Source organism: Mesorhizobium sp. B2-4-19 (assembly GCF_006441315.1).
Classification (GTDB): domain Bacteria; phylum Pseudomonadota; class Alphaproteobacteria; order Rhizobiales; family Rhizobiaceae; genus Mesorhizobium.
The window spans coordinates 172,568-194,605 of the sequence record NZ_VFUV01000007.1; the positions used below are offsets into that span (position 1 = coordinate 172,568).

General features: G+C 64.8%; 19 protein-coding genes. 8 read left to right on the forward strand and 11 right to left on the reverse strand.

The window, feature by feature from the left end; genetic code table 11:
- Positions 1 to 119: 119 nt before the first annotated feature.
- The 4 genes from FJ546_RS14720 to FJ546_RS14735 all read right to left on the reverse strand — a co-directional run bounded on the left by FJ546_RS14720 (position 120) and on the right by FJ546_RS14735 (position 6,051).
- Complete coding sequence (locus FJ546_RS14720) at positions 120 to 1,250, reverse strand: aminomethyltransferase family protein (protein ID WP_140890003.1); 1,131 nt, start codon at positions 1,248 to 1,250, stop codon at positions 120 to 122.
- Between the two features lie 52 nt (positions 1,251 to 1,302).
- Positions 1,303 to 2,076, reverse strand: a complete 774-nt coding sequence (locus FJ546_RS14725; protein ID WP_140890004.1) for an ABC transporter substrate-binding protein — start codon at positions 2,074 to 2,076, stop codon at positions 1,303 to 1,305.
- A gap of 131 nt (positions 2,077 to 2,207) precedes the next feature.
- On the reverse strand, positions 2,208 to 3,950 hold the full coding sequence (locus tag FJ546_RS14730; RefSeq protein ID WP_140890115.1) for a hydantoinase B/oxoprolinase family protein: 1,743 nt from the start codon (positions 3,948 to 3,950) through the stop codon (positions 2,208 to 2,210).
- 16 nt (positions 3,951 to 3,966) lie between these two features.
- A complete protein-coding gene (locus FJ546_RS14735) occupies positions 3,967 to 6,051 on the reverse strand; it encodes a hydantoinase/oxoprolinase family protein (protein WP_140890005.1) in 2,085 nt (694 codons plus the stop codon).
- Positions 6,052 to 6,271: 220 nt separating this feature from the next.
- Between FJ546_RS14735 and FJ546_RS14740 the strand changes: the two genes are divergently transcribed.
- From FJ546_RS14740 to FJ546_RS14760, 5 genes are all read left to right on the forward strand, one after another.
- Entirely contained in the window at positions 6,272 to 7,099 is an 828-nt protein-coding gene (locus FJ546_RS14740; RefSeq protein WP_019862391.1) for a ferredoxin--NADP reductase, read from the forward strand.
- A gap of 183 nt (positions 7,100 to 7,282) precedes the next feature.
- Positions 7,283 to 8,329, forward strand: a complete 1,047-nt coding sequence (gene deoC / locus FJ546_RS14745) for a deoxyribose-phosphate aldolase (RefSeq protein ID WP_140890006.1) — start codon at positions 7,283 to 7,285, stop codon at positions 8,327 to 8,329.
- Positions 8,330 to 8,396: 67 nt separating this feature from the next.
- Entirely contained in the window at positions 8,397 to 10,769 is a 2,373-nt protein-coding gene (locus FJ546_RS14750) for an aldehyde dehydrogenase family protein (RefSeq protein WP_140890007.1), read from the forward strand.
- Positions 10,770 to 10,959: 190 nt separating this feature from the next.
- Complete coding sequence (locus FJ546_RS14755; RefSeq protein WP_140890008.1) at positions 10,960 to 11,691, forward strand: SDR family oxidoreductase; 732 nt, start codon at positions 10,960 to 10,962, stop codon at positions 11,689 to 11,691.
- A gap of 191 nt (positions 11,692 to 11,882) precedes the next feature.
- Positions 11,883 to 12,728, forward strand: a complete 846-nt coding sequence (locus FJ546_RS14760; protein WP_140890009.1) for a fumarylacetoacetate hydrolase family protein — start codon at positions 11,883 to 11,885, stop codon at positions 12,726 to 12,728.
- Between the two features lie 26 nt (positions 12,729 to 12,754).
- On the opposite strand, the gene FJ546_RS14765 is transcribed toward FJ546_RS14760, so the two are convergent.
- From FJ546_RS14765 to FJ546_RS14780, 4 genes are all read right to left on the reverse strand, one after another.
- Entirely contained in the window at positions 12,755 to 13,057 is a 303-nt protein-coding gene (locus FJ546_RS14765; protein ID WP_140890010.1) for a cupredoxin family copper-binding protein, read from the reverse strand.
- Between the two features lie 58 nt (positions 13,058 to 13,115).
- On the reverse strand, positions 13,116 to 13,742 hold the full coding sequence (locus tag FJ546_RS14770; protein WP_140890011.1) for a CDGSH iron-sulfur domain-containing protein: 627 nt from the start codon (positions 13,740 to 13,742) through the stop codon (positions 13,116 to 13,118).
- Positions 13,743 to 13,853: 111 nt separating this feature from the next.
- Positions 13,854 to 14,225, reverse strand: a complete 372-nt coding sequence (locus FJ546_RS14775) for a hypothetical protein (RefSeq protein WP_140890012.1) — start codon at positions 14,223 to 14,225, stop codon at positions 13,854 to 13,856.
- 143 nt (positions 14,226 to 14,368) lie between these two features.
- Positions 14,369 to 14,611 carry a DUF1127 domain-containing protein gene (locus FJ546_RS14780; protein ID WP_246686853.1) on the reverse strand — a complete coding sequence of 81 codons (243 nt, stop codon included), beginning with the start codon at positions 14,609 to 14,611 and terminating at the stop codon, positions 14,369 to 14,371.
- A gap of 231 nt (positions 14,612 to 14,842) precedes the next feature.
- Here FJ546_RS14780 and FJ546_RS14785 point away from each other — a divergent pair, with 231 nt between their 5' ends.
- Positions 14,843 to 16,357 carry a winged helix-turn-helix domain-containing protein gene (locus tag FJ546_RS14785; RefSeq protein ID WP_181167935.1) on the forward strand — a complete coding sequence of 505 codons (1,515 nt, stop codon included), beginning with the start codon at positions 14,843 to 14,845 and terminating at the stop codon, positions 16,355 to 16,357.
- A gap of 61 nt (positions 16,358 to 16,418) precedes the next feature.
- On the opposite strand, the gene FJ546_RS14790 is transcribed toward FJ546_RS14785, so the two are convergent.
- The 3 genes from FJ546_RS14790 to FJ546_RS14800 all read right to left on the reverse strand — a co-directional run bounded on the left by FJ546_RS14790 (position 16,419) and on the right by FJ546_RS14800 (position 19,432).
- Positions 16,419 to 16,775, reverse strand: coding sequence for a hypothetical protein (locus FJ546_RS14790; protein WP_140890015.1), 357 nt, complete (start codon positions 16,773 to 16,775; stop codon positions 16,419 to 16,421).
- 67 nt (positions 16,776 to 16,842) lie between these two features.
- Positions 16,843 to 18,330 (reverse strand): aspartate aminotransferase family protein, encoded by a 1,488-nt coding sequence (locus FJ546_RS14795; RefSeq protein ID WP_140890016.1) that lies wholly within the window; start codon positions 18,328 to 18,330, stop codon positions 16,843 to 16,845.
- A gap of 13 nt (positions 18,331 to 18,343) precedes the next feature.
- A complete protein-coding gene (locus tag FJ546_RS14800) occupies positions 18,344 to 19,432 on the reverse strand; it encodes a pyridoxal-phosphate dependent enzyme (protein WP_140890017.1) in 1,089 nt (362 codons plus the stop codon).
- 214 nt (positions 19,433 to 19,646) lie between these two features.
- On the opposite strand from FJ546_RS14800, the gene FJ546_RS14805 reads away from it, so the two are divergent.
- Positions 19,647 to 21,662, forward strand: coding sequence for a transcriptional regulator (locus tag FJ546_RS14805; RefSeq protein WP_181167936.1), 2,016 nt, complete (start codon positions 19,647 to 19,649; stop codon positions 21,660 to 21,662).
- A gap of 96 nt (positions 21,663 to 21,758) precedes the next feature.
- On the forward strand, positions 21,759 to 21,938 hold the full coding sequence (locus FJ546_RS14810) for a hypothetical protein (protein ID WP_181167937.1): 180 nt from the start codon (positions 21,759 to 21,761) through the stop codon (positions 21,936 to 21,938).
- Positions 21,939 to 22,038 lie beyond the last annotated feature (100 nt).

Below are 22,038 nucleotides of genomic sequence, written 5' to 3' on the forward strand. Positions count from 1 at the left end.
CGATTTCGTCATCCACTGGCGGAGCAGCCGCGAAGCAGCGTCGCGGAGACCCGAGGATGACGAAGCAATGGGCGTTCCGGCTAACTACCGAAGCATGCGGCCCGTCGACGCAAGTCAAGCTAACCCCGCAACCTCGCCCCTTCCGGGTCAAAAAACGGCATCGGCGCCACCACCGCGCGGGTCGGCTTGCCGCCTATTTCGATGCTGAGTTCGGTGCCTATGGCCGTGAAGGGCAGCCGCAGATGCGCGGTCGCCAGCACCTTGCCGAGGGAATAGCCGTGGTCGCTGTAAGTGACGACACCGGCATCCTCGCCATCGGCCAAAACCCTGGCGTCCGCCGCCGCCGGTTTGTCGCCGTCGAGGATCAGTCCCGTCCAGCGCTCGTCGAGGCCCTTGTCGCGGATTTTGAGCAGCGCGTCGCGGCCGATGAAATCGCCCTTGTCGAACTTGATCCAGCGGTCGAGGCCGACATGGAACGGCGTGCGGGTCTCGTCCATGTCGATGCCATGCGCCGGATAGGCCTTTTCCAGGCCGAGCGTGAACATCGCCAGCACGCCATAGGGTTTCAGGCCGAAGTCCTTGCCGGCCCGCATCAGCGTGTCCCAGACCGAGGCGGTCTCGTCGGACGGCACGAAGAGTTCGAAGCCGAGTTCGCCGGTCACGCCGGTGCGCGAGATCAGGACGCGCGTGCCGTTGACATGGCCCGACGTGAACGCCCAGCGCTTGAGACCGTCCAGATCGGCATCCGAGATCATCGTCTTCAACAGTTCCCGCGAACGCGGACCCTGGATGGTCGGGAAGGCAATGGCGGCGGTGATGTCGGTGACGTAGGCCTTTCGGCCCTGCGCATTGTGTTGCAGCCAGGGCAGCATCTTCAGGCGATTGACCGAGCCGGTGACCAGCATGAAATGCTCAGGCGCCAGACGGAACACGGTGAGGTCGTCCATGATGCCGCCATCCGCGCGGCAGACCGTGGAGTAGCGCACCTGGCCCGGCTTCATCGCCGCGGCGTCGTTGACGATGACATGATTGACCAGCGCCTCGGCCTCCGGCCCCTTGATGTCCATCTTGCCCATGGTGCTGAGATCCTGCACGCCGACATTGGCGCGCGTGTTCAGGTGCTCGTCGGCGATGCCGGAATAATATTTGGCCGAGATGAAATCGCCACCGACCCGACCCATGGTCGCGCCCAATCCGACGATGCTGCTGTAGAAGGGGGAACGCCGCTCAGCCAAGAAGGTCTCCATCATTCACGAAAACGGCAGTGCCAAGCAGCGCTGCCGGGAGGCAATCGTTTCGGTCTCAGCCACCGTAAGCGTCGAACGTGAAGTATTTGTCGTTGATTTCCTTGTACTTTCCATTGGCGCGCAAGGCATCGATCGCAGCATTGAACTTGTCGGCGAGTTTCTTGTTGCCCTTCTGCAGGGCGATACCGACGCCGGGTCCGTGAATGGCCGGATCGGCCGTCAGCGTGCCGAGCAGCTTGCAGCAGGCGCCATCGGGCTTCTTCAGCCATTCGGTCAGGATGATGGAGCCATCCATCATCGCATCGAGGCGGCCATTGGCCATGTCGGTGCGGGCGTCGTCGCCGGTCGGGTAGGCCTTGACGGTGGAGCCCGCATATTTCTGCTCGGCGAATTTCTGGTGGATGGTGGCGGTCTGCACGCCGAGCGCCTTGCCTTTCAGATCGTCGGGTGAGGTGCCCGCGATGGTCGAGTCCTTCGGCACGGCAATGGCCGGCGGCGTCTGGTAATATTTGTCGGTGAACTCGACCTTCTCGGCCCGCTCCGGCGTGATGGTGATGTTGATGATCGCATCGAACTTGCCGGCTTGCAGCGCGGGAATAGAGCCGTCGAAATCCTGGACGGTGAATTCGCACTCGGCCTTCATCTGCGCGCACAGCGCCTTGCCGAGATCGATGTCGAAGCCGCCCAGCGTGCCGTCGGCATTGGCATAGTTGAAGGGCGGATAGGCGCCCTCTGTGCCGATCCTGAGCTTGTCCTGGGCGCTGGCAGCACCGGCGGCAAGGCCAAGGGCGACGGAAGCGGCAAGCACGAAGCGACCGAAAAGACGCATGTTCCAGATCTCCGTTGACCAGCGAAGTCTACGGGCTTTCGTGCCCTCAGCGGAGACGGAAACGACATGTGCTGCGGCGATCACGGCGCGGTGGCGCGCCATGGCGGCGGTGGTGCGCCATGGCGAGTGTGTTAGCCGGCGCGGTGCTTGGCCGTCGCCTCCCGGTCAACGGCGAGATCGCCTGCCCACAGGACAACGCCGAATTTTTGGCTGGCTTCCTCTGAGGTGTAGTACCCCAGCGCGACATCGCGAAGCACGAGATCGGCATCGCGTTCGCGCGGATTGCCATAGCCGCCGCCGCCGGGCGTGCCAACGCGCACGCGGTCGCCGGCCTTGAGCGGAATGTCCTGTTCCTTGGACAGATGCGGCGGCACGTGTTCGACGCCGCCACGGAAGACGGTCACGCTGTTGGGCTCGCCGTCCTTGCCGCCGAGCGCGCCTTGCGGGCCGAAACGGCCGTGATCCATGACGAAGGAGGCCCGCGCATCGCCACGCAGGATCTCGACCTCATAGGCGAGGCCGAAACCGCCGCGATGCTTGCCGGCGCCGCCCGAGCCTTCGCGCAAGGCGTAGTGGCGATAGAGCACCGGAAAGGCCTGCTCCATGATCTCGACCGGGGGCGATTTTGAAATGCCGATGGTCGAGCAGCCATTGGTCAGCCCGTCATGGCCCGAATTGCCGCCATAGCCGCCGCCGGAGATCTGGTACATGACGTAGTCGCGGCCGCGCGCCGGATCGTTGCCGCCGAGCGCGAAATTGCCGCTGGAGCCGGCGGGTGCGGCCGTCACCTTGTCGGGCAATGCCTGCACCATGGCCGCGAACACCGCCTCGGCGATGCGCTGCGAGACTTCCGCCGCGCAGCCCGACACCGGACGCGGATATTTGGCGTCGAGGAAGGTGCCTTCCGGCCGCTTGACGATCAACGGTTCGAAGGCACCGGCGCTGATCGGCACATCCGGAAAAATGTGACGCATGGCGAGATAGACCGAGGACAAAGTGGTCGCCAGCACGCTGTTCATCGGCCCGGCGCAAGGCTTGGACGAGCCGGCGAAATCGAAGATCAGCGTGTCGCCTTGTTTTTCCACCGCAAGCGCGATGGTCAGCGGCTCGTTGACCACGCCGTCGGAATCGACAAAGGCCTTCGAGCGATAGGTGCCGTCGGGAATAGCCGCTATGTTGGCGCGCATCTGCTCGGCGGCCCGGCGGCGCAGTTCGGCGATCGCCTCGACAACGGTTTCGTCCCCGTAACGATCCAGGATTCCATTGAGCCGATCCTGGCCGATCAGCAGCGCGGCGGCCTGCGCCCTGATGTCGCCGATGCGCTGGTCGGCGACGCGGATGTTGGAGCAGATGATGGCGTAGATTTCGGGATCAAGCGCGCCCTTCTTGAACAGTTTGACGGGCGGCAGCCGCAGGCCTTCCTGTTCGACCGCCGTCGCCGAGGCCGAGAAGCCGCCGGGCACCGAGCCACCAATGTCGGGCCAGTGGCCGGTGTTGGACAGCCAGCAGAAGATCTTCCCGCCCCGGTAGACCGGCATGGCGAAGCGCACATCCATCAGATGCGTGCCGCCGAGATAGGGGTCGTTGACGATGTAGATGTCGCCCAGCTCAGGGGCCAGGCAACGGCCATCGGCGATCATCTCGATCACCGTTTTCGTCGAATATTGCATGACGCCGACGAACACCGGCAGGCCCTGGCTTCCCTGTGCGATCAGCGAGCCGTCGATGGCGGAATAAATCCCGTCGGAACGATCATTGGCTTCCGCAATGACCGGCGAGAAGGCAGCGCGAGAGAATGTCAGGTCCATCTCGTCGCACACCTGCTGCAAGGCTGCCTGGAGGACCGAAAGCGTGATGGCGTCGAGCTTTGCCATATCAATGTCAGGCATCTCAGGCCTCGCCAATGTCGATGATGATGTTGCCGTCGGCGTCCGACCTTGCGCGGTCGCCGGGTTCGAGCACGGTGGTGGCGTCCATCTGTTCGAGGATCGCCGGGCCGTCGATGACGGCATCGAGCGGCAGCTTTTCCCTGACATAGACCGGCGTGTCGTGCCACTGGCCCGCATACCAGACCGGCCGGATCTCGCGGCGCGCCTCGTCCAGCGTCCCGGCGCGCCCGGCCGGGTCGATCAGCCGCGACAGGTCGATCGCCGGGCGCACGCCGGTGACCGAAGTGTTGAGGTTGACGAGGTTGGCGCGGATTTCCGGCAGCTCGACCTTGAAGCGGGCGAAATAGGCCTTTTCGAACAGGGCCTGCAGCTCCTGCCGGGTCACGGACGAGGACGGCAGCGGCACATTGATGATGTGGGTCTGGCCGACGAACTGCATGTCGGCGGAGTGGGTGACGCGGATCGTCTCCGGCTTCACCGCTTCCTTGCCGATCAGCTCCTCGCCTTCGTTTCGGTGCCGTTCCAATACCTGGTGAAGCTGGCTTTCGTCCAGAACCGCGACCGGCTGGTTGATGGTGTTGACGAAGTCATGGCGCAGATCGGCAACGACGCAGCCGAGCGCGTTGGTGATGCCGGGCCGTGCCGGCACCAGCACGCGGGGCAGGCCGAGTTCGCGCGCCAGCGCCGTCGCATGCAGTGGCCCGGCGCCGCCGAAGGCAAACAGCGCGAAATCGCGCGGGTCATGGCCGCGCGACACCGAGACCATGCGGATGGCGCCGGCCATCTTCATGTTGCCGAGCCTGAGCACCGCACCCGCCGCCTCGACACCGGACAGGCCGGTCGCCTTGCCGATCTTGTCCTCGAAGATGCCGGTGACGCGCTCCACTGTGACCGGGTTTTCGACGGCCAGCAGCTTCTTCGGCGCCAGCCGGCCAAGCACCAGATTGGCGTCGGTGATGGTCGGCTCCAGGCCGCCGCGGCCATAGCAGATCGGGCCGGGATTGGCGCCGGCGCTTTCCGGGCCGATCTGGATCAGGCCGGCCGCGTCGACGCGGGCGATCGAGCCGCCGCCGGCGCCGACCGTGTGCACCGCCACCATCGGCACATGGATCGGCATGGCGTATTCGATCTCGATCTCGTTGGAGACCGCCGGCTCGGCGTTGCGGATCAGCGCCACGTCGGTCGAGGTGCCCCCCATGTCGTAGGTGACGAGGTTCTCGAAGCCGGCACGCTTGCCCGTATAGGCGGCTGCGATGACGCCCGAGGCCGGGCCGGACATCACCGTCTTGGCCGATTCACGTGTGACGAAGCGGGCCGAGATCATGCCGCCATTGCCGTTCATGATGAGGAAGTCGCGCGCATAGCCTTTGGCGGCCAATTCCTTGCGCAGCCGCTCGACATAGCGCTCGAGAATCGGCTGCACGGAGGCGTTGACGGAAGCCGTCACCCCACGCTCGAATTCGCGCGCTTCCGACAGCAGCGCATGGCCCGTGGTGATGTAGCCATTCGGCCAGAGCTCGGCGGCGATCTGAGCGGCGCGCCGCTCATGCGAAGGGTTGGCGTAGGAATGCAGGAAATGGATGACGAGGGATTCGCAGCCGGCCGCGATCAGCGCCTTCACTGCCTCGCGCATCCCGGCCTCGTCGAGCGGCGTGCGCACCGCGCCGGAAGCCTCGACGCGTTCCGACACTTCGAGCCTGAGATTGCGCGGGATGACGGGGACGAAAGTGCCGGTCATGCCATAGGGTTGCGGCCGCGTGCGCCGGCCAAGCTCGATCACGTCGCGAAAGCCGCGCGTGGTGATCATGCCGGTCTTGGCCAGCCGGCGCTCGAGCACGGCATTGGTGGTGGTCGTCGTGCCATGCACGATGAGGTCGATGCCGTCGATCGCAAATCCGGTGGCGCCAAGTGCCGAAACCACGCCGAAGGCCTGGTTGTCGACCGTCGTCGGCGTCTTGGCGATATGCACCTTACCGCCGTGCTTGCCGTCGATCAGAAGCAGGTCGGTGAAGGTCCCGCCGACATCGATGCCGGCCACGACGCTGCCCAGGGAATCCGGCGGCTGCACCGAAAAATTCTCTTTCATTGTCGAAACCCGAAATGCTGGGACTACGGATATGGCACAGTTTGGAAAGGTGTTTCGCGGCGGTATCTTGACGCAAATATCGTTTGTATACTAATAAATTCGGGACACAAGAGCTTACCGCTTTGGAGTGTGCGAGCAGCACGCCGGGACCTGAATGGTCTGGGCGCGCAGGAAAAGGTTTGGCGCCCGCGTCCCCGGTTGGGCCAGAAAGTTGGATTTGATGAACACCACATCCGCCTTCAACACCGCCGGCGCCCGCCCGCTGCAGTTTCCTATACCGGCCAATGTCTATGCCGAAACGGTCGTCTCGGTGAAGCACTACACCGACCGGCTGTTCTCGTTCCGCATCACCCGGCCGCAGTCGCTGCGCTTCCGCTCCGGCGAATTCGTCATGATCGGCCTGCCCAATGCGGAGAAGCCGGTGTTCCGCGCCTATTCGGTGGCGAGCCCGGCCTGGGACGAGGAGCTGGAATTCTTCTCGATCAAGGTGCCGGACGGCCCGCTGACCTCGGAACTGCAGAAGATCCAGGTCGGCGACACCGTCATCATGCGCCAGAAGTCGACCGGCACGCTGGTGGTCGACGCGCTGACCCCAGCCAAGCGGCTGTTCATGATCTCGACCGGCACCGGCATCGCTCCCTTCGCCAGCCTGCTGCGCGACCCCGACACCTATGAGAAATTCGACCAGTTGATCCTGACCCATACCTGCCGCGACAATGCCGAGCTGACCTACGGCCAGGAATTGGTGGCGGCGCTGGAAAGCGATCCGCTGATCGGCGAACTGACCACCGGGCGCGTCACGCTCTACAATTCGACGACCCGCGAAGAATCGGCCCGCATGGGCCGCATCACCGCGCTGATCGGCTCCGGCAAGTTCTACGCCGATCTCGGCATCGAGAAGCTCAATCCGGAAACGGACCGCATCATGATCTGCGGCTCGATGCATATGCTGAAGGACGTCAAGGAACTCGCCGAAAGCCTCGGCTTCCAGGAAGGCTCGCTCAGCCATCCCGCGACCTTCGTCGTCGAGCGCGCTTTCGTCGGCTGAGAGCCGCACGCCGACACCTCAAAACCTGCATTTTGACCATGTGGTCAAAAACCAGCTGCTTTTGCGGCCTTTTTCAGCTATCCCTCGCTTGAGGACTCGTGAAGCGTGGCTTCACGGGCTATCTTGTCGGGAAACGACGCGCACCAAGACATAAGCGCAAGTCGCTGAATGAAAGGGCAGGAGATGAGCAGCACAATCCGCGAAGCCGATCTTGGCACCAAGGTGACGCCGCTGCCGGCCCGCGCCGCCGCCAACACCCCCCTACCGCTGGACCATCGCATTGCGCGCAATCCCGGCATGAAACTCGACCTCGGCTTCATGGAATCGGTGCGCAGCGTCAACCGCTCGGCACTGGAACGCCGTGTCGCCAGCCTGACCAAGCGGCGCTCGATCAAGGCTGACAACCAGGCGGCCTGGCTGCTGCGCGCCGTCGCCTGCATGGATCTGACCACGCTCAACTCCAACGACACCGAGGAGCGCGTGCGCCGGCTCTGCGCCAAGGCGATCAATCCCTTCCGCCGCGACATCGTCGAAGGCCTCGGCATCGCAGGTGAAACCATCCGGCCGGCTGCCGTCTGCGTCTACCATCCCTTCGTCGCCACGGCCGTCGATGCCGTGCGCGGCACCGGCATCCACGTCGCCGCCGTTTCCACCGCCTTTCCGCATGGCCTGGCACCCCTGTCGACCCGGCTGCAGGAAATCGAGGCTTCGGTGCGGGACGGCGCCGACGAGATCGACGTCGTCATTCCGCGCGGGCTGGTGTTCGGCGCCAAGTGGCGGGAGCTCTACAACGAGATCGTGTCGATGCGCGCCGCCTGCGGCGATGCGCATCTGAAGGTCATTCTGGGCACCGGCGATCTCGCCACTTTGCGTAATGTCATGCTGGCCTCGATGGTGGCGATGATGGCGGGCGCCGATTTCATCAAGACCTCGACCGGCAAGGAAAGCGTCAACGCCACGCTGCCCGTTGGCCTCGCCATGGTGCGCGCCATCAGGGCCTATTTCGAGGAAACCGGCTATCTCATCGGCTTCAAGCCGGCCGGCGGCATATCCACGGCAAAGGCTTCGCTCGACTGGCTGGTGCTGATGAAGGAAGAGCTCGGCCGGCCATGGCTGGAGCCGGAGCTGTTCCGCTTCGGCGCTTCGAGCCTTTTGACCGACATCGAGCGGCAGCTCGAGCATCATCTGACCGGGCACTATTCGGCCAATCACCGCCACGCAATGGCTTGAGCACCCACCCCGATCGGCTTGGCCGATCGACCCTCCCCGCCAAGGGGAAGGGTGAAGGAGGCACCCCATGAATATTCTCGACCGCTATCACGCCATGGAATACGGCCCGGCGCCGGAAGCCCGCAACGAGGCCGATGCGTGGCTTGCCGCGCGCGATTTTGGCAAGGCGCTGTTCATCGACGGCGGCTGGAAAGCCGCTTCCGGCGGCAAGACTTTCGACACCAGCGAGCCGTCTTCCGGCAAGCTGCTGGCCAAGGTCTCCGACGCCAGTGCCGCCGATATCGACGCCGCGGTTGCGGCCGCCACCAAGGCGCTGCCCAAATGGAGTGCCAGTTCAGGCTACCAGCGCGCCAAAGTGCTTTATGCCATCGGCCGTGCCATGCAGCGGCATCAGCGCCTGTTCGCGGTGCTCGAGTCCATCGACAACGGCAAGCCGATCCGCGAAAGCCGCGACATCGACGTGCCCCTGGCGATCCGCCATTTCATCCATCACGCCGGCTGGGCGCAGGCGCTGGACAAGGATTTTCCCGGGCACAAGGGCGTCGGCGTCGTCGGCCAGATCATCCCGTGGAATTTCCCGCTGCTGATGCTGGCCTGGAAGATCGCGCCGGCACTGGCCGCCGGCTGCACGGTGGTGCTGAAGCCGGCGGAGTTCACGCCGCTCACCGCCATCCTGTTCGCTGAGATCTGCGAGCGTGCCGGCGTGCCGAAGGGCGTCGTCAACATCGTGCAGGGCGGACCGGAAGCGGGTGCCGCCATCGTCAACCATCCCGGCATCCAGAAGATCGCCTTCACCGGCTCTTCGGAAGTCGGCAAGATCATCAGGAAAGCCACCGCCGGATCGGGCAAAAAACTGTCGCTGGAGCTCGGCGGCAAATCGGCCTTCATCGTCTTCGAGGATGCCGATCTCGACAGCGCCGTCGAAGGCCTGGTCGACGGTATCTGGTTCAACCAGGGCCAGGTCTGCTGCGCCGGATCGCGGCTCCTGGTGCAGGAAGGCATTGCCGAAGCCCTGATCGCCAAGGTCAAGACGCGGATGAGCCGGCTGCGCGTCGGCAGTCCGCTCGACAAGAACACCGATATCGGCCCGCTGGTCGATCCGACGCAGCTCGATCGTGTCAAGGGTCTGGTCGCCGAAGGCGCGAAGCAGGGCGCTGTCTGCTGGCAGCCGGATGCGGCGCTGCCGGCCACCGGCTACTATCACCTGCCGACACTCGCCACCGGTGTTTCGCCGGCTAACATCCTGGCGCAGGAAGAGGTGTTTGGGCCAGTTCTGGCGACCATGACCTTCCGCAACACCGAGGAAGCGATCGAGCTTGCCAACAACACGCGCTACGGGCTCGCGGCGAGCGTGTGGAGCGAGAATGTCAACCTGGCGCTCCATGTCGCGCCGCAGCTGAAGGCTGGCGTCGTCTGGGTCAACGGCACCAACATGTTCGACGCCGCCTGCGGCTTCGGCGGCTACCGCGAAAGCGGCTTCGGCCGCGAGGGCGGGCGCGAAGGCATGCTCGAATATCTCGCGGCAAAACTGCCGCTCGGCCCGGTCATCAAGCCGGCGGTGGTCTCCGCGCAGCCGGTCGAGCAGGCTGACGGCGCGACTATCGACCGCACGGCAAAACTGTTCATCGGCGGCAAGCAGGTGCGGCCTGACGGCAATTATTCCCTGGCCGTCGCTACCGCCAACGGCAAGCTGGCCGGTGAAGTCGGCTTTGGCAACCGCAAGGACATCCGTGACGCTGTTTCGGCCGCCCGCGCCTGCAAAGGCTGGCCGGAAGCCACCGCCTACAATCGCTCCCAGGTGCTTTATTACCTGGCCGAGAATCTTTCCGGCCGTGCGGGTGAATTCGCCACCCGCCTCACCGAACTCACCGGGGCTACGCCCAAGGCGGCGCGCGAGGAAGTCGACCAATCGATCGAACGGCTGTTCCTCTATGCCGGTCTTGCCGACAAGTTCGAGGGGCGCGTGCACCAGCCGCCGGCCCGCGCGGTGACGCTGGCGCTGCATGAGCCGGTCGGCGTCGTCGGCATCGTCGCGCCGGACGCTTCACCGCTGCTTGGCCTGATCTCGCTGGTCGCGCCGGCGCTGGCCATGGGCAATACGGTGGTCGCGGTGCCTTCGGAACGCTATCCGCTGCTCGCCACCGATCTCTATCAGGTGATCGAATATTCCGACGTTCCGGCCGGCGCCATCAACATCGTCACCGGCCGCAGCGCCGAACTTGCCGGCGTGCTGGCCAAGCATGACGATGTTGACGGGCTCTGGGTGTTCGCCGATGCAGAGACCTGCGCCAAGGCGGAAGCCGAGTCCATTGGCAACCTCAAGCGCGTCTGGAGCGGCAATGGCCGCGGCCTCGACTGGGCATCCGACGAGGCGGCCGGCGATGCTTTCCTGCGCCGCGCCGTCGAGGTCAAGAATGTCTGGGTGCCTTACGGCGACTGACATTTCCGGACTGTCGCAATGGTGATCATGTTCGGGCTTGACGACCGGACATATGTTCTTTAACGAGAAAAAACATCTTTATCAGTGAACTGGCTGCGACACAGGCCGCACAATCCAGCCTGACTGGCACATGACGCTTCGGCCGGCCGCCGATAAAGGCAGTTGACCCAAGCAGGCGAGGAAAAAAGGCATGGCGGATCTGGCAGGCAAGGTCGTTGTCATCACGGCGGCGGCGCAAGGCATCGGCAAGGCGAGCGCGCTGGCCTTCGCCAAGACTGGGGCCACCGTCCACGCCACCGACATCAACGAGACGCTTCTCGCCGAACTCGCCAAGACGCCAGGGATCAAGACCCGCAAGTTGGATGTGCTCAACGACGAGGCGGTCAACGCCGCCTTCGCCGAGATCGGCCGCGTCGACGTGCTGTTCAACTGCGCCGGCTTCGTCCATTCCGGCTCGATCCTGGAGATGAAGGATGCCGATCTCGATTTCGCTTTCAACCTCAATGTCCGCGCCATGATCCGCACCATCCGAGCCGTGCTGCCCGGCATGCTGGAGCGCGGCGACGGATCGATCGTCAACATGTCTTCCGTCGCCGGCGCTGGCAAAGGCGTGCCGAACCGCTTTGCCTATGGCGTCACCAAGGCCGCTGTCATCGGCCTGACCAAGGCGGTCGCCGCCGACTATGTCGGCAAGGGCATACGCTGCAACGCCATCTGCCCCGGCACGGTCGAGAGCCCGTCGCTGCAGGACCGCATGCACGCGCAAGGCGACTATGAGGCGGCCCGCGCCGCCTTCATCGCCCGCCAGCCGATGGGCCGGCTCGGCACACCGGAGGAAATTGCCGATCTCGCCGTCTACCTGGCCGGCGCGACCTACACGTCCGGGCAGGCCTATAATATCGACGGCGGCTGGTCGATCTGAGATTGGGCTCCGCCCTAATTTTTGCCGTGGATCGGGAAGTCTGAAAATCCAGCGTGCCGGGACGCCCAACCGCTGTCCGTGCTTGCCTGGGATAAGGTCGATGGGTACGGTCCGCCCGGCTGTTCGGGGAGCCATCGCCTCGGCGGAGAATTTGCAAAAGGCCGCGAGGCCGCAACCAGGAGAAGGACTAGATGAAACTGCTGCGCTATGGCGAGGCGGGGAGCGAACGCCCCGGCCTGCTCGATGCGGATGGAACGATCCGCGATCTCTCCGCCCATGTCGCCGACATTGCCGGCACCACGCTTCATCCGGCCTCGCTGGAGATGCTGGGCAAGCTTGATCCGAAGTCGCTGCCGGTGGTTTCCGGCAAGCCTCGCCTCGGGCCCTGCGTCGCCGGCACCGGAAAATTCATCTGCATCGGCCTCAACTACTCCGACCACGCCGCCGAAACCGGCGCCACCGTGCCGCCGGAGCCGATCATCTTCATGAAGGCAAGCTCGGCCATTGTCGGTCCGGATGACGACGTGCTGATCCCGCGCGGTTCTGAAAAGACCGACTGGGAAGTCGAGCTCGCCGTGGTTATCGGCAAGACGGCCAAATATGTCGCCGAGGCCGATGCGCTGGATTATGTCGCCGGCTATGCCGTTGCGCATGACGTCTCCGAGCGCGCCTTCCAGGCCGAGCGCCAGGGCCAGTGGACCAAGGGCAAGAGCTGCGACACGTTCGGCCCGACCGGCCCCTGGCTGGTGACCAAGGACGAAGTCGCCGATCCGCAGAACCTGAAGATGTGGCTGACCGTCAACGGCAAGACCATGCAGAACGGCTCGACCAAGACCATGGTCTACGGCGTCAAATATCTGGTGTCCTATCTCAGCCAGTTCATGTCGCTGCACCCCGGCGACATTATTTCGACAGGCACCCCGCCCGGCGTGGGCCTCGGCATGAAGCCACAGGTGTTCCTGAAGGCCGGCGACGTGGTGGAACTGGGCATCGAAGGTCTGGGCCAGCAGAAGCAGACGTTCAAGGCGGATTTGTAGGCGCGGCCCCTCTGGCGAGGATGTCGCTATTTGGCCGTGACGATGCCCTTCATCGAGCTGTGGATCGTACAATGGAACGGATGTGCGCCGGCAGCCGATACCTTGACCTTGGCGCTCTTGCCGGCGGCGAGATGGCCGGTGTCGAAGGAGCCGTCGAGCGCGGTGGCGGTGTGCGTCATCGAGTCGGCATTGGTGAAAGTGATGGTATCGCCAACGGCGGCCGAGATTTTCGCCGGGTTAAATTTCATGCCCTTGATCTGGACCGCATGATTGGCGGCAAAGGCGGGCATGGCAAAGGCAAGCAGAGCAAGAACGATAATGGTGCGCATGATGGATTTCCTCCTGAACGCGAACCCTCATCCTACACTAACGCTGGCGAACGGCCTTTTATCCCACGAAGCCGATCTTCTTATGCGTATTGTCACAAAACGGCTTGTTGGCCGAGTGGCCGCAGCGGCAGAGGAAGGTGCGCTGCGTGCGGTCGATCGTGTGGCCGGTGCCGGTGACGATCTCGACATTGCCTTCGAGCTTGAGCGGGCCGTTGGCGGTCGGCGTCACTTTCAGCGGGCCATTGCGCGCTTCAAGCGCCGGCGCGTCCTTCAGCGCCGGTTCGCCGGTGGCGGTGAAGCCGGCCTTGCCGTGGCTGCCGTCGCAGAACGGCTTGTTTTCCGACGCGCCGCAGCGGCACAGCGTGGCGCGATAGAAGGTTTCGCCGTCGAGCACGATCTCGGCGTGCAGGGCGAGCGGGCCGTTTTCGCGCAGCCGCACGGTGTTGACCACCGGCGGCTGTTCCTGCGGCCCGCCATCCTTCCTGACATAGGTGATGGCGCCGGACGGACAGCTTTCGGCTATGGCGACGATCTTCTCGACACTGGCCGCGTCGGGATGGATCCATTGCCCCGGCGCGTTGGGCACGAAGACATGCGGGTCGCCGAGCACGCAATTGCGCGAGTGGATGCAGCGCTTGCCGGAAAAGCCGACGTCGATCTTTCCGCCCTCGACCGTGCCTGCCATTGCCGTGCTCCTCTTGCCTGGAGCGCGTCGCGGCTGAACAGACGCGGCGCGCTTTGGGTATAGGCACAGGCTATGGCTCCCACGGGGAAGACCGTCAAGCTGGCAAACCGGTCAGGGGACGAGATTGATCTCCTCGGTCTCGCCGCCGCTGCAGGTGTAGCAGCAATCCTCGCATTTTTCCTTGTTGCCGGGACCGACGCCCCAATAGGTGCCCTCGTCGCCATCGACCCAGGCGCCGTAGCAGACGGATTCGCCTTCGTTGCAGGAGATCGGCAGCGACTTGGTCTCGCCGTCGTCGAGGTAGAAGTCCTTGCCGTTGCCCGGCCAGACATAGTCGCGGTCCTGGCTGTAGAGCTCGAGGCGCATGGCGTTGGGATGGCTGTTCTTGACGGCGAAGGTGACGTCGCCGGCATGGGCGGCTGGTGCAAACAGGATGGCGAGAGAAAACGCGGCGGCAAGCCGGCGCGCTGGTATGAAAGACATGGAAAACCCCCGATGAAGAATCGACCCCCACGGCCGATGGGTTCATCATGCCATGACGGGTGCCGGTGCTAAAGGGGGATGACGACAATCCCTGATATAATCGCACGCGCAAACCGACGGACCGGGGTCATTGCGCCTTTCGCCTATCGTTGCCAGAAAGGCAGCTTGGCGATCTCTTCATCGACCTGCCGTCTGGTCAGGCCGATATCGTCGATCAGATGCGGGTTGACTTCCGAGATCCGCTTGAGGTCCCAGCGAAAGCGGCTCCGTTCGCGCCAGGCCGCGATGGCGTTCCGCAGGGTGGAAAGGCTATAGCGCCGGCGCGATGCCTGCCCCATTCCCCGCCGCACTGCCCGATGGGGAGCCGATGCAAGAATATTGGTCATGACGACCTCCATGTGGTTTGGCGCCCACAGGCTTGAGAATGGGCGGCCTTCGATCTGAACGAGGTTGAATTCTGCAGGATATGGAGGGCGCCGTAATTAAGCCCTGCCAAATAGTTCTCAAAAGTTCCAAACAGGCCCTAACGCGTTGTTTTGGCGTCATTCCCTGGGGAAGGCACCGCGCGCTTTTTCCCGGTGAAACCGCCTCACACTTTTCCCGGAATTGCTCTATAGATGCGCCCTATGCAGGGATCGCGCTTTGCCTTTGGTCCGTTCGTGCTTGATCCGGGTGCGGGAACGCTGCTTCGGAACGACGATCCCGTTGCCGTCGGCTATCGCGGGCTGAAATTGCTTGCCGCGCTCGTCGGACGGCCCGGCGAAATCCTGGAGAAAGCCGAGCTGATGGACGCGGCGTGGCCGGGGACGGCGGTCGAGGAAGGCAACCTCACCGTCCAGATCGCGCAGCTGCGCAAGCTGCTTGGTTCGCCCGCCGATGGCGGCGAATGGATATCGACGGTTCCGCGCGTCGGCTACCGCTTCACAGGCGCCATCGAACAGCTTGATCGCGTGAAGCGAAAACCCTTGCCGCTGCCGGACAAACCATCGATAGCGGTGCTGCCTTTCGTCAACCTCAGCAACGACCCCGAGCAGGAGGCCTTCGCCGACGGGTTGACCGAAGATCTGATCACCGACCTGTCCAGGGCCCCGGGGCTGTTCGTCATCGCGCGCAACTCGACCTTTGCCTACAAGGGCAAGGCGATGGACGTGCGCGCGATCGCCGAGGAACTTGGCGTGCGCTACCTCCTGGAAGGCAGCGCCAGACGCGCCGCGGGGCGCGTGCGCATCAACGCCCAGCTGGTCGACGCGATAAGCGGCGAGCATCTGTGGGCCGAACGCTTCGATCGCGGCCTGGACGATATCTTTGCCGTTCAGGACGAGGCCACGGCCAAGATCGTGGAGGCGCTGCTCGGACGGCTGCGGGCGCCGCCGCCACGCAACCGGCCGACAAATCTCGAGGCCTACGATCTGTGCGTGCGGGCGCGCAAGCTGATCGACGAATCGCCGCAGACGGCACGGGAAGCGCATCTGCTGCTGACGCGCGCGGTGTCCCTCGATCCGGACTACGCCGAGGCCCATCGCTGGCTTGCCATGAACCACTGGATGGGATGGGTGCATTGGGGTGAGCCGGTCGAACCCAACCGTCGCATCGCCCTGGACCTGGCGCGCAAGGCGGTGGCGATCGATCCCAATGATGCCGGCTGCCGTTGGGTGCTCGGCAATCTGCTCGCCTATGAGCACAGTTTCGAAGAGTCGGATGCCGAATTCGCCAAAGCGTTCGAACTCGACCCGAACGAGGCCGACGCCTGGGCGACCTTGTCCGACATCGCGGTGCTGGCCGGAAAGGTCGAGAAAGGCCTTGAGCATATCCGCAAGGCGTTCCGGCTCAATCCCTATCCGGCAAGCTGGTACTATCTGACGCTCGGCGAGGCGCAATATGCGGCGCGCGACTACGAAGCCGCCGTCGAGACCTTGCGTCGGGAAGAGACCTACCGGACGAGCTCACGCCGCTTCCTGGCGGCGAGCCTGGCGCAACTCGGCCGGCTCGACGAGGCGCGCGCCGAGGTCGAATTGTTCCTCATCGGCAACCCGCATTTCACGACCAGCTACTGGGTGTGGACGGAGCCATTCCGTGATACCGCAATGCGCGATCATTTCGTCGATGGTTTTCGCAAGGCCGGTCTTCCCTAGCGTTTCCGGACGGACACCGTTTCACAATTTCCCGGAATTGTTCTGGTGATGCCTCGGCCAATCACGGCACCAGGTCGATCGTCTCGGTCGTGTGTTCCACGCAGATGAAGCAGCAGGTATCGCAACGCTGGTCGTTGTCAGGCCCGACGCCGGCCGAGATCTTGTCATTGCCGTCGACCCAGGCGCCATAGCAGATGCGCTCACCCTGATTGCAGGACAGCGGCACCGATTTCTGGGATTTCGGGTCGATCAGGAACACCTTGCCGTTGCCCGGCCAGACCGTCTCGCGGTCGCGGCTGAACAGCTCGACCGCAACCGCTTCCTTGCGCAGGTTCTTGACGAAGAAGGCCATGTCGGCGGCCTCGGCCGCATTGGCGCAGACCAGCGCCGCGAGCACGGCCATACGAAACAGCGTCACCGTCGGACCTCCCGAATCACCGCCGCAGAATCGCATGGCCGCCCATGCCTGTCGCTCGCTTTTGGAACTATTTCACGGAAGGACCTTCCGCCGTGATCTGCCGCCCCAGCCGCACCGTTTCGCCAACGAGAAGATCGATATCCTCACGCCTCGTGCGGTGGTTGGCGATCGCCACGCGCAGCCAGTGTTCGCCATGCACGGTGGTATCGGACAGGACGGCGATGCCCTGTTCCTGCAGCCCCAGCATGATTTCGGTGTTGAGCGCCTTCAGCGCCTCGCCGGTGACGCCGGGCTGGTAGCGGAAGCAGACGATGTTGATGGTCGGCGGCATGGCCAGCTCCAGCAGCGGCTCGGCCTCGATGACTGCGGCGAGATAGGAGGCTTGCGCGATGTTCTGGTCGATCAGGCGGCCGAATTTGTCGACGCCATGTTCCTTCAGCGCCATCCAGACTTTCAGCGCACGAAAGCCGCGCGAGGTCTGCAGGCCGTAATCGTGCAGCCATTCGCCCGAGGCCAGGCCGCGCGGCGTCGATTCCAGATATTCCGGCGTCACCGCGAAGGTCCGGCGATGCGCGACGGCATCCCTGACCAGGGCGCAGCCGACCTCGAACGGCGCGTGCAGCCATTTGTGCGGATCGAGCGCGACGGAATCCGCCCATTCGATGCCGGCAACGCGATGCGCATTGTCGGGCGCGATCGCGATCAGCGCGCCGATGCAGCCATCGACATGGAACCATAGGCCTTCCTCATGCGCGAGCTTGGCTAGGGCTTGCAGATCGTCGATCGCGCCGGTGTTGACGGTGCCGGCATTGCCGATGACGCAGGCCGGCTTGAAGCCGGCTTCGCGATCTTCAACGATCGCCGCGCGCAAGGCCGGTATGTCGATGCGCTGGCCGGCATCCGTCGGGATGCGGCGCAGCGCCCGGTTGCCGAGGCCGAGTGCTTCCATCGCCTTGCGATGGCAGGAATGGATCTGGTCCGAGCCATAAAAGCGCAGCGGCTTTTCGATCGCGGCGACGCCGTGCTCGCGCACGTCGATGCCGGCCTTGGTGTTGCGCGCCACGGTCAGGCCGATGATGTTGGCCATCGAGCCGCCGCTGACCAGCGTGCCGGAGGCGGAAGCGGGAAAGCCCAGCATCTGCTTGCACCAGTTCACCACCTGGCTGTCCATCAGCCCGGCGGCGTGGTTGCCGCCGCCGAGATTGGAGCCCTGGATTGCCGCCAGGAAGTCGCCGAGCGCGCCGGTGAAGTTGCTCGACCCCATGTACCAGGCCCAGAAGCGCGGATGGATGTTGCCCATCGGATAGGACATCACCGTGCGCGAGACCTCGTCATAGACAGCGGCCAGCGGCGCCGGCGATCGCGGCAAGGGTGCCGCGAAGGCCTCTCGCACCTCCGACGGCGTCTCCCGCCAGGCCGGGCGGTCCCTGACATCGCTGAGATAATCGACGGCATCGTCGATGACCTGGTGCGACAGGGCCTGGACAGCGGCCCAGTCGGCGGGGTCGAGCGTTTCCTCGGCGGCCATGCCGAGGGTTTCCTGCACGATGTCCATGGCCGGTCTCCCGTCAAGCCGCCGGGAACTGGCAGCCGGGGGTCGAGCGCGACAGCGCCATTTCCTCGGCATCCATCTCGGCCTCGATGCCGTCGAACAGCGGCGTCGACATGTAGCGCTCGCCAGTGTCGGGCAGCATGCACAGGATCACCGATCCGGCAGGCGCCTTTTCCGCGACTTGCCGCGCCACGGCGAAGGTGGCGCCGCCGGAGATACCGGTGAAGATGCCTTCCTTCTGGGCCAGGGTCTTGGCCCATTTGATGCCTTCCGGCCCGGCGATCGGCATCACCTCGTCGTAGAGGCTGGCGTCGATCGCTTCCTGCAGCACGTTGGGGATGAAGTCCGGCGTCCAGCCCTGGATCGGATGCGGCTCGAAGGCCGGATGGCTGGCGGCGGGTGCGCCATGAGCACCACGCTGCTGCGCCTTGCCGCTGCCGATCAGCTGGGCATTGGCCGGTTCGGAGAGCACGATGCGGGTCTCCGGCCGCTCGCGGCGCAGCACGCGCGCCACGCCGACGACGGTGCCGCCGGTGCCATAGCCGGTGACGAAGCAGTCGAGCCGCGAGCCGGCGAAATCATTGACGATCTCGCGCGCCGTGGTGGCTTCGTGGATCGCTGCGTTGGCGGTTGTCTCGAACTGGCGGGCGAGGAACCAGCCATTGGCCTCGGCCAGCTCCACCGCCTTCTTGTACATGCCAAAACCCTTTTCGGCGCGCGGCGTCAGCACGACCTTGGCGCCCAGCATGCGCATCAGCTTGCGGCGCTCGACCGAAAAGCTATCGGCCATGGTGACGACCAGCGGATAGCCCTTCTGCGCGCAGACCATGGCCAGCCCGATGCCGGTGTTGCCGCTGGTCGCCTCGACCACGGTCTGGCCGGGCTTCAGCGCGCCGCTGCGTTCGCCCTCCTCGATGATGTTGAGCGCCAGCCGGTCCTTCACCGAGGCGGCGGGGTTGAAGAACTCGGCCTTGACGTAGATCGTCGCATGGGCCGGTGCCAGATTGTTGATGCGGATCACCGGCGTGTCGCCGACAGTGTCGAGAATGCTGTCGAACAGGCGACCGCGCCCGGCGGTGGTTCTGATTTTCTGTCGATTCAACATGTTTGAACTCCTCGATCGTGTTCGTCTTCACAGGCCGGTTACAAACCGGCGGCTTGGGCGGCGAGGTTTCGAGACATGGCCGCGCTAGGACTGACATGCCGACGATGCGGCAATGACGATACCCGGCGCGCGATTCGCCCCGGATGCGCCGTGTCACGTTTGGTGATACAGCAAGGGCCGACGGGCCAGCGTGGGAGCAGGCGTGGAAACGCACGTGGAATCCGCACCATCGAGACTGGAAGGCGACAGGCCGATCCTGTCCGTGCGCCTGCTCGGACCGCTGGAAATCCTGCGTGACGGCGTGCCCGTGGCGCTGCCGGCATCGCGCAAGCTGCGCGCGCTCCTGGCCTATCTGGCGCTGGCGCCGCACGCCGTGGGCCGCAGCCGCCTGTGCGAGTTGCTGTGGGATGTGCCCAACGACCCCCGTGGCGAGTTGCGCTGGTGCCTGAGCAAGCTGCGCGCCGCCCTCGACACGCCGGACCGGCGTCGGGTCATAACGCAGGGCGATACGGTCGCGCTCGATCTCGAAGGCTGCCATGTCGATGCGCTGGAACTCAGCCATGCCGCCGCGCAAGGGATCGCCACGTTTGATGTGGAGCGGCTGCAGGGGCTGGCAAAACACTTCGCCGGCGATCTGCTCGACGGGCTGGCACTCGAGCGGAGCCCGCTTTTCGACAGCTGGCTGGTCGCCCAGCGCCGGCGTTTTCAAGCGTCCCACGCCGCGGTGCTGGAACGGCTTGTCGAAAACCTGCCGGCGGATTGCGACGAGACGGTCGGCCATCTCGACCGATGGGCAGAGCTGGCGCCGTTCGACACGCGTGCACACGCAGCGCTGCTGGCTAGCCTCACCCGGCGCGGCGAGATCGGCGCGGCCGAGCAGCATCTGGCTTCGGCGGAGCGGTTGTTTCAGTCGGAAGAGCTGGATTTTGCGCCGCTTCGCCAGGCCTGGCGGGCGATCCGTGACCAACAGTCAGGCACCTCGCTCAAGGCACAACCGGCCGGCCCGTCCACACTTCCGCAATTGGCGGCCCCATCGGCCGGCCCGGTCGAACCCAGCCACGCTTCGCTGGCGGTGATGCCGTTTGCCGACGAAAGCGGCGCACGCGGCGGGCTGGCCGACGGTTTCACCCACGACATCATCACCCGGCTTGCCAAGCTCAGGGATTTCTTCGTCATCGCACGCGGATCGGTGTTCGCGCTGGCCGAGAAAGCCATCGCACCCGAGGAGGCCGGCAGAAAGCTTGGCGTCGACTATGTCGCCACCGGCACGGTGCGCAGCCTGATCGGCCGCCTGATCGTCAGCGTCGAACTGGTCGAGGTGCGCACGGCCAGGATCGCCTGGGCCGAGACTTTCGAGCGTCGGCCCGACGACATTTTTGCCGTGCTCGACGATATCGGCGACAGCATCGTGTCGTCGATCTCGGCCGAGATCGAAACGGTGGAGCGCAACCGCGCCATGCTGAAGGCGCCCAACTCGCTCAACGCCTGGGAAGCCTATCATCGCGGCCTCTGGCACATGTACCGCTTCACCCAGGCCGAGAACGAGCAGGCGCGGCGTTTCTTCGACAAGGCCCTGCAGCTCGACCCGACCTTTGCCCGCGCCTATGCCGGCCTGTCCTTCACCCACTGGCAAAATGCCTTCCAGCGCTGGAGCGACCGCGACCGCGAAAGCGCGCTGGCCTATGAGAGCGCCGGCCACAGCCTCTTGGTCGACGATCACAATCCGGCCGCGCACTGGGCGATGGGCCGGGCGCTGTGGCTGCGCGGCGAGCATGACGGGTCGCTCTCCGAACTGGAACGGGCCGTGGATCTCAGCCCGAATTTCGCGCTTGGCCATTACGCGCTGTCCTTCGTCCACTCGCAGTCGGGCGACCCGCGGGCGGCGATAAGCTCGTCCGACCATTCGCGTCATCTCAGTCCCTTCGACCCGCTGCTGTTCGGCATGCTGGGGTCGCGCGCCATGTCGCATGTCCGGCTCGGCCAATTCGAAGAGGCGGCCGAGTGGGCGCTGAAGGCGGCGGCGCGGCCCAACGCCCATACCATCATCCTGGCGATTGCCGCGCACTGCCTGGCGCTGGCCGGCCGGCTGGACGAGGCGCGCGGCTTTGCCGCCGCGATCCGCAAGACGTTGCCGGACTACCGCGCCGACGATTTCATCGGCACGTTCCGCTTCGATCCGGACGCCGAGGCGCTGTTCCGGCAAGGCGCAAGGCGCATCGGGCTCAGCTGATTTCGCGCTTGCAGCCCCGTTAACGAAGTCGGAAGGAGTTGCTTAACAGTTCGCCTCTATGTGACCCCTCGGGGGGTCCATGGCAAAGTGAGTATGATGAGCGACAGCCCCGACAAGCGCAGCACCGAATGGCGCGCCATTCTTCATGTACAGGCCCGTGTCGCCGTCCTGTTCGTTCCGGTGGTGGCCAGCCTGCTGCTCATAGCCGCGCTTGCCGGCAACGAACGCAGATCCGTTCCCGATGTCGACCGCACGGTCACCGGGTCCGTGCGATAGGCGGCACAACAGCCGGCCGCGAAGGCCTGTTGGACGACCGCGCATGTCGAGGGCCGCCAACCATCCTGCCAGGCGCCCAGCGTGCGCTATTGGGCGCGTC